This is a genomic window from Stenotrophomonas sp. (assembly GCF_032061965.1).
Taxonomy (GTDB): domain Bacteria; phylum Pseudomonadota; class Gammaproteobacteria; order Xanthomonadales; family Xanthomonadaceae; genus Stenotrophomonas.
The window spans coordinates 24,132-32,168 of sequence record NZ_DAMBEF010000003.1; the positions used below are offsets into that span (position 1 = coordinate 24,132).

At 63.1% G+C, this 8,037-nt stretch carries 3 protein-coding genes; 2 read left to right on the plus strand and 1 reads right to left on the minus strand.

The window, feature by feature from the left end:
- Positions 1-96: 96 nt before the first annotated feature.
- Positions 97-2,922: a S8 family serine peptidase gene (locus tag RT460_RS02300; RefSeq protein WP_313316912.1), complete on the plus strand. Its 2,826-nt coding sequence runs from the start codon at positions 97-99 to the stop codon at positions 2,920-2,922.
- A gap of 93 nt (positions 2,923-3,015) precedes the next feature.
- Here RT460_RS02300 and RT460_RS02305 read toward each other — a convergent pair whose 3' ends face one another.
- Positions 3,016-4,113: a Glu/Leu/Phe/Val dehydrogenase dimerization domain-containing protein gene (locus RT460_RS02305; RefSeq protein WP_313316913.1), complete on the minus strand. Its 1,098-nt coding sequence runs from the start codon at positions 4,111-4,113 to the stop codon at positions 3,016-3,018.
- Positions 4,114-4,417: 304 nt separating this feature from the next.
- Here RT460_RS02305 and RT460_RS02310 point away from each other — a divergent pair, with 304 nt between their 5' ends.
- A complete protein-coding gene (locus RT460_RS02310) occupies positions 4,418-7,969 on the plus strand; it encodes a methylmalonyl-CoA mutase family protein (protein ID WP_313316914.1) in 3,552 nt (1,183 codons plus the stop codon).
- The last annotated feature ends 68 nt before the right edge of the window (positions 7,970-8,037 follow it).

The window sequence follows — 8,037 nt, forward strand, 5'->3', positions numbered from 1 at the left end:
AGGGTTGCTTCGCGTCGAAGTATAGAAGGTAGTTGCCCGGGAACCGATCCGAGCTAATACCTGAATTGGGGTTCATGCCAAAAAGGGAGAAATGGTATGGGGAGCAAATACGTACTGCGCAATGCATTGGCCAGTGGATTGGCGTTGGCGTTGACCGCATGTGGTGGGGGCAGTAGCAGCAAATCCGATCCGCCACCGACGGTGCCGACAACACCGCCTGCGCCGACGACACCGCAGCCGGCCTGGGACGCCCATCTGGCACTGACCAACGCCGGGCCGGCCAAGGAGAAGGGGCTGACCGGCGCGGGCTACCGCATCGGTGTGATCGACTCGGGGGTGATGCGCAACCACCCGACCTTGGCCGGGCGCGTGGTAGCCAATCACAATGCGGTCGGATCGCCGCCCAACAACCTGTCCATCGATGACGTGGTCGGGCACGGCACCACCGTTGCGCAGCTGGCTGCAGGCACTGCTGCGGGGAGTTGGCCGGGAGGCATCGCGCCGGGGGCGGAAATCGTTTCGGTGCGCATCATTGCCGACGAGTCGCCCAAGGATGACGGCAGTGGCAACGGCAATGAAGTCACCGGTGGATTGGGCATGACCGGCATCCACAACCAGTTGATCAGTGACGGCGTGCGGATCATGAACAACTCGTGGGGCGGGTTGTATTGGACCCGTTCCAATGTGACCGCTGAGATTGCCGCCGAATATCGCCCTTTCATCATCGACAATGATGGCCTGGTGGTCTTTGCCACCGGCAATGAGTCAAAGGCCAATCCTTCGGACATGGCGGCACTGCCCAGCCAGACCGGAGCGAATGGCAGCCTGCCTGCAGCGGATCTTGAGCAGGGGTGGCTGGCGGTAGCCGCGTTGGATACCGCCAATCCCTCCCAGTTGGCGTCTTATTCGAACGCCTGCGGCGTGGCCAGGAACTACTGCCTGGTGGCGCCGGGCACGGTCGCATTTGTGGGGCAGGAAAGTACCGCCGATAACCTGAAGTACTACTACGGCAGCGGCACTTCCTATGCGGCACCGTTGGTGTCGGGTGCCGCGGCGCTGGTGTGGCAGGCCTTCCCCTATTTCGACAATGATCTGGTGCGGCAGACCCTGCTCGGCACGGCGACAGACTTGGGCGTTGCGGGGCCTGATGCGGTGTTCGGCTATGGGCTGCTCAATATCGGCAAGGCGATCAACGGGCCGGCGAAGTTCGATTGGGGCGATGTGGTGGTCAACCTTGATCAAACGGGGCTGGCCTCGGTGTGGAGCAATGATATTTCGGGTGCCGGTGGGCTGATCAAGCGCGGTCAAGGCGGCCTGCGCCTGTCCGGCACCAACACCTATGAAGGTGACACCCGCATCGAAGGTGGTGCGCTGATCCTGCTGGACGGTGCTTCGATCAGATCCAACGTCACTGTCACCGGGCCTGCCCGCCCGTCCACGCCCGCCTTGCAGCTGTTGGGAAATAGTCGGGTGATCGGCAATGTCGACAATGCCGGTCTGCTGGTGATGAGTAGCGACACAGGAAACGGCACTGTCGAAGGTGACTACCTGCAACGGAGCAGCGCCCGCATGTTGGTCTGGCTGGGTGCCAGCGCAATCAACGTCACGGGCACCGCCACTCTCGACGGCGGACTGGTCGTCACGGGTGCTGTGCCCGGTTATGTGCCAAAGGACGGGACGCGTCAGGATCTTATCCATGCTGACGGGGGAGTCCAGGGGCAGTTCTCGGCACCGGTTTCGGTGGCGCAGGACGTTGGGTTCAGCCTGCTGGAAGCGGATTACGGCTACGACAGCAACAACGCATGGCTGGATATCGACCGGGTAAGCGTCACCGCCGCCGTGGCCACGGTTGCCAATGCCCGGACGATGTCCTCGGCAGTGCGTGTGGAGCAGGCCTTCGAACAGCTGGATATCGACATCGTCGGCCGGACCGGCGACTTCGGTGTGGGGGCGGCCGCATTGCAACAGGTGGAGGGCGGCATAAGCGGCCTGCGCAGTAGTCTGGACAGCCTGTCCGGGCAGTCCCATGCCGCCGCCACGGCAATGACCTTCGACAGCATCGACATGAGCCGGCGTGCATTGTCTGCGCAGCTTGCCGAAAGTCGCTCGGATGCCGTTGCCCAGACAACCTGGATGCGCTCGCTCGGAGCCGGTGGGCAGGGCGGCTATCTGGGTAGTGACTACAACGTGGGGGGCTGGATGATGGGCGGGCAGACCCCGCTGGCTGGCAATGCAGTGGTTGGCCTCGCCTTTGGCCAGACGCAGGCCAACAGCATGGTCGAGGCTACCCAGGGCCGCAGCCGTGATCGCCAGACCCAGTCGCAGTTGTATGCGGGTTGGTCGTCCGGTGCAGCCTATGTGCTGGGCCAGGCCGGGTTTGGACAGTACCAGCGTGAGCTGGATCGGGGGCTGTTGTTGGGTAGCGAACGGGCCGGAGTGCACACCCGTTACCAGGGCAACTTCCTGTCCAGCAGCGTGGAGGCGGGCTATCGATTCGGAAGCCGCCACGCGCAACTCACGCCTTACCTCGGCGCGGACTATACCCGCGTCGACAGCGATGGCTTCCGCGAGCTGGGGGGCTATGGGTTTGGTCTGCGTGCAGATGACTGGAGCAGCAGCCGCGTACAGGCCTTGGCTGGTTTGCGCGGCCAATACCTGTGGAAGCGGGTGGCATTCAACGGCTATGCCGAATGGCAGCAGGCGCTTGGCGGTAATGGCCTGAGCCTGGATGCCAGTTTCGTCGGCGTGGACGCCTGGGCGCCGATTGCCGGCCTGCAGCCATCACGTTCTGGCGGCTTGTTTGGGTTATCGGTGGATTCATGGCTGGCCCGCAATACGCGCCTGTCGCTGGGCTACGACCAGCGCTTCGGGCCGCGGGGTGATAACCGCCAGGTATCGCTGCGTTTGCAGCAGGCTTTCTGATCTGGCGGTCGTGTGGATATGCTGAAACGCAGAAGGCGAGCGGGATGACCGCTCGCCTTCTTTATTACTCGCCTGTTCTATCAACCGTGGTGCTTATTCGCCGCGCAGACGGTTCATGCGCGGCACGGCGCGCCCCATCGGCATCTTCAGCTTGCCGATGGCTTCCAGGCGGGCTTCGGCGATGCGGTCGGCGGCGCGCTGGGGCGAGATGCCGTCGCGGTCGGACTGGTCGAAGATCTTGCCCAGGTTGTGATAGATGCTGCGGATCAGGCGCATTGCGCGCTCGCGGTTGTAGCCGTCGATCTCCAGTGACACGTTCATCACGCCACCGGCATTGACCGCATAGTCCGGCGCCCACAACACGCCGCGCTTGTACAACTCGTCACCGACGGCGTGGCTGGCCAGCTGGTTGTTGGCCGTGCCGCAGATGACCTTGGCCTTGAGCCGCTCAAGGGTCGCCATGTCGATGGCGCCCTCCATCGCGCAGGGCGCGAATACGTCGGCAGAGACGTCATAGATGGCATCGGGCTTGACGGCTTCGCAGCCGTATTCAGAAACCGCGCGCTGGACCAGCACCGGGTCCAGGTCCGTGACATAAAGCTTTGCACCACGCTCGCGCAGCAGCTTCACCAGCTCCATGCCGATATGGCCCAAGCCCTGTACCGCAATGCTGACCTTGCCAACTTCCTCATGGCCGAACTTGCGGTTGATCGAGGCCATCAGGGCCTGCAGTGCACCGTAGGCCGTGAACGGGGCCGGGTCGCCGGAGCCGCCATGGACCTGGTGTACACCGGTGACATAACCGGTCTCCAGGTAAATGTTTTCCATGTCGTTGACGTCGGTGCCAACGTCCTCGGCGGTGATGTAGCGCCCGTTGAGGGCCTCCACCTGGCGGCCGAAGGCACGGAACAGTACCTCGCTCTTGGCGGTTTTCGGGTCGCCAATGATGACGGCCTTGCCGCCACCCACATTCAGCCCTGCCAGGGCGTTCTTGTAGGTCATGGTGCGGCTCAGGCGCAGCACATCGCGCAGTGCATCGTCGGTATTGGCGTAGGGGCGCATGCGCACCCCGCCCAGGGCCGGGCCCAGGGTGGTGTTGTGGATGGCGATGATCGCCTTCAGGCCGGCATCGCGGTTCTGGCAGAACACGACCTGTTCATGGCCGGAAGTCTCGAGGGTTTCGAAAAGCATGCAAGCTCCGATGGCTGGTCTGCCACAACGTCAGTGATCGTGTGGCCAAATGGCTGGCCGGAAAACAAAAAATGCGACTTCGTCAGGGGTAGGGACGGGGTCGCGGGACGCGCATTCTAATCCATTCCCGGTAGGGGAATGTTCAGGCCGCCATGCCTTGTGCGGTGCCTGGCTTTGCGGGTGTTGGCGGGCCTGGCACCAGCGATACCCGAAATCCCCAAAAGATCACGCTGCGCTGCAACCTGACCTGCGCGGCCGGCGGTTCTATGATCGGTTGCAACAGAAACCGGATGTTGCACGGCCCATGAGTACCCCCGCCTCCCAGCTCCCGCAGGCGCAGCCTGAAACCACCCCGCTGCGCTTTGTCACCGCCGCCAGCCTGTTCGACGGCCATGACGCGGCCATCAACATCATGCGCCGCCTGATCCAGGCGCAGGGCGCGGAGGTTATCCACCTCGGGCACAACCGCAGCGTGGAAGACGTGGTGCGGGCCGCATTGCAGGAAGATGCCGATGCCATCGCGCTGTCGTCCTACCAGGGCGGCCACGTCGAGTACTTCAAGTACATGGTCGACATGCTGCGGGAAAAGGGCGCCAGCCATATCAAGGTATTCGGCGGTGGTGGCGGCACCATTACCCCGGAAGAAATTCGCGAGCTTCAGGCCTACGGCGTGGAGCGCATCTACCACCCCAACGATGGCATGAAGATGGGGTTGGTGGAGATGATCGAGGATGTGGTGGCGCGCGCTGGTAGCGCGCGGGATTCGGGATCCGGGATTGGAGATTCGCAGTTCGCAGCGTCCCCCGACATCAATGACGAAATCGGTATTGGTCGGGTGCTGAGCGCGCTGGAAGATGCCAGTTTCAGCGAAGGCGAACTGGAGAAGCTGCGTAAACAGTGGGTCAAGGCGGATGGCCAATCCCCGTTCCCCAATCCCCAATCCCGAGCGGCAACGCCGGTGATCGGTATCACCGGTACCGGTGGTGCGGGCAAATCGTCGGTGACCGATGAGTTGCTCAACCGCTTCCTGGCCAGCTTCCCGCAGATGCGTATTGCGGTGATCTCGGTGGACCCGACCCGCCGCCGTACCGGCGGTGCCTTGCTGGGCGACCGCATCCGCATGAACTCGCTGCGCTCCAAGCGTGTGTACATGCGTTCGATGGCAACCCGCCGCCAGCATGCGGCGATCAACACGGTGCTGCGCGACTGCATCGGCTTCCTCAAGTCGTTGCACTTCGATCTGGTGATCGTGGAGACCGCCGGTATTGGCCAGAGTGACTCGGAGATCGTCGACCTGGTCGACTTCCCGATGTACGTGATGACCAGCGATTTCGGTGCGCCCAGCCAGCTGGAAAAAATCGACATGCTCGATTACGCCGAGCTGGTGGTGCTGAACAAGTTCGACAAGCGCGGCGCCGAAGACGCACTGCGCGATGTGCGCAAGCAGTGGAAGCGCAACCGCGTCGCCTTCACCATGAAGGACGAGGATGTGCCGGTCTATCCGACCATCGCCAGCCAGTTCAATGATCCGGGCATCAGCTGGATGTTCGCCAACCTGTGCCGCCTGCTGAGCGCCAGGACCAAGGCCGAGCTCGTACCGCAGATCGACACGACGCTGAAGGAGCCACGCGCCACGGTATTGATACCGGGCAGCCGCGTGCGCTACCTGGCCGAGATCGCCGAGCAGGGCAGGGGCATCAATGCCCGCATTGAATCGCAGGCAGAGGTTGCCGAGCGCGCTCAGGGGCTTTGGCAGGCGCTGAAGGAACTGGACGATGCGGCGCTGCCGAATGCATTGGATCTGTATGCCGGCGATGCCTTGACCGATGCCAGCATCGACAACAGTGCGCGCACCCTGCGCCAGCGTTACAACGACGCCGTGCAGTCGCTGGACTCCGAAGCACTGCGCCTGCTGCGCGAGTGGCCTGCGCGTCTGAAGTCGATCACCGAGCCGGTCAATGAGTACCAGGTGCGCGGCAAGACCATTCGCGTCGAGAACTACCGCGAATCACTCAGCCACCAGCAGATTCCCAAGATCGCCGCGCCCACCTACCGCAGCTGGGGCGAGTTGCTGGTATTCCTGCAGAAGGAAAACCTGCCGGGTTCGTATCCGTATACAGGCGGCGTCTACCCTTACCGCCGCAGCGGCGAAGACCCGATCCGCATGTTTGCCGGCGAAGGTACGCCCGAGCGTACCAACCGCCGCTTCCATTACCTGAGCGTGGGCCAGCCGGCCGCGCGCCTGTCCACCGCCTTCGACAGCGTCACCCTGTATGGCGAAGACCCGGCGCCGCGGCCGGACATCTACGGCAAGATCGGCAATTCCGGCGTCAACATCCCCACGCTGGACGACATGAAAAAGCTGTACTCCGGCTTTGACCTGTGCGCGCCAACCACCTCGGTGTCGATGACCATCAACGGCCCGGCGCCGATGATCCTGGCGATGTTCATGAACACCGCCATCGACCAGCAGATCGAGAAGTACCTGCAGGAAGACCCCGCGCGCTGGGCCGAGGCGGAACAGAAGATCGCCAAGCTCTTTGAAGGCCGTAGCCGTCCGCAGTACCACGGTGAACTGCCGCCGACCAACAACGGGCTGGGCCTGGCCCTGCTCGGCGTCACCGGCGACCAGTTGGTGGATGCCGATACCTATGCGCGGATCAAGGCGGAGACGCTGTCGACCGTGCGCGGCACGGTGCAGGCCGACATCCTCAAGGAAGACCAGGCGCAGAACACCTGCATCTTCTCCACCGAGTTCGCGCTGCGGATGATGGGCGACATCCAGCAGTATTTCGTCGACCACAAGGTGCGCAATTTCTACTCGGTGTCGATCTCCGGTTATCACATCGCCGAGGCCGGTGCGAACCCGATCAGCCAGTTGGCCTTCACCCTGTCCAATGGCTTCACCATCGTCGAGTACTACCTGGCGCGTGGCATGAAGATCGATGACTTCGCGCCCAACCTGTCGTTCTTCTTCTCCAATGGCATGGACCCGGAGTACACGGTGATCGGTCGCGTGGCCCGCCGCATCTGGGCCCGTGCGATGCGCGAGCGCTACGGCGCCAACGAGCGCAGCCAGATGATGAAGTACCACATCCAGACCTCGGGCCGCTCGCTGCACGCGCAGGAGATCCAGTTCAACGACATCCGTACCACGCTGCAGGCGCTGTATGCCTTGTTCGACAACTGCAACAGCCTGCATACCAACGCCTACGATGAGGCGATCACCACCCCGACCGAGGAGAGCGTGCGTCGTGCGGTGGCGATCCAGATGATCATCAACAAGGAGCTGGGGCTGAACTTTTGCGAGAACCCGTGGCAGGGCAGCTTCATCGTCGACAAGCTCACCGACATCGTCGAAGAGGCGGTGTACAAGGAGTTCGAGGCGATCAGCGAGCGTGGCGGCGTGCTGGGTGCGATGGACACGATGTATCAGCGCGGCAAGATCCAGGAAGAGTCGCTGTACTACGAGCACAAGAAGCACGACGGCAGCCTGCCGCTGGTCGGCGTCAACATGTTCCTGCCCAAGGAGCATGCCGGCGAAGTGGCGACCGAGATCGAGCTGATCCGCTCGACCGAGGAAGAGAAGGGCCAGCAGATCGAGAACGTGCATACCTGGCAGCGCAACCGCAATGCACTGGCGCCCGCGGGCGAGACCTCGCATTCGCACGAGGTTGAAGGCTTGGCTGCGAACGAGGAAGCGCACGACGGCCACGGCCTGGCCTACCTGCAGAAGACCGCACGCGACCGCCGCAACGTGTTCGAAGCCCTGATCGAAGCAGTGAAAACCCACAGCCTCGGCCAGATCAGCCACGCCCTGTACGACGTAGGTGGCGAGTACCGTCGCAATATGTGAGCGCGCTGCACCCGTAGTGCCGAGCCATGCTCGGCAAGGGCCTTCCCGGTAAAGCCCCAGCCGAGCAC

Excerpts from the sequence above, each read along its gene's own strand:
- RT460_RS02300 (WP_313316912.1), top strand. The coding sequence starts at position 97 with ATGGGGAGCAAATACGTACTGCGCAATGCATTGGCCAGTGGATTGGCG.
- RT460_RS02305 (WP_313316913.1), bottom strand. The coding sequence starts at position 4,113 with ATGCTTTTCGAAACCCTCGAGACTTCCGGCCATGAACAGGTCGTGTTC.
- RT460_RS02310 (WP_313316914.1), top strand. The coding sequence starts at position 4,418 with ATGAGTACCCCCGCCTCCCAGCTCCCGCAGGCGCAGCCTGAAACCACC.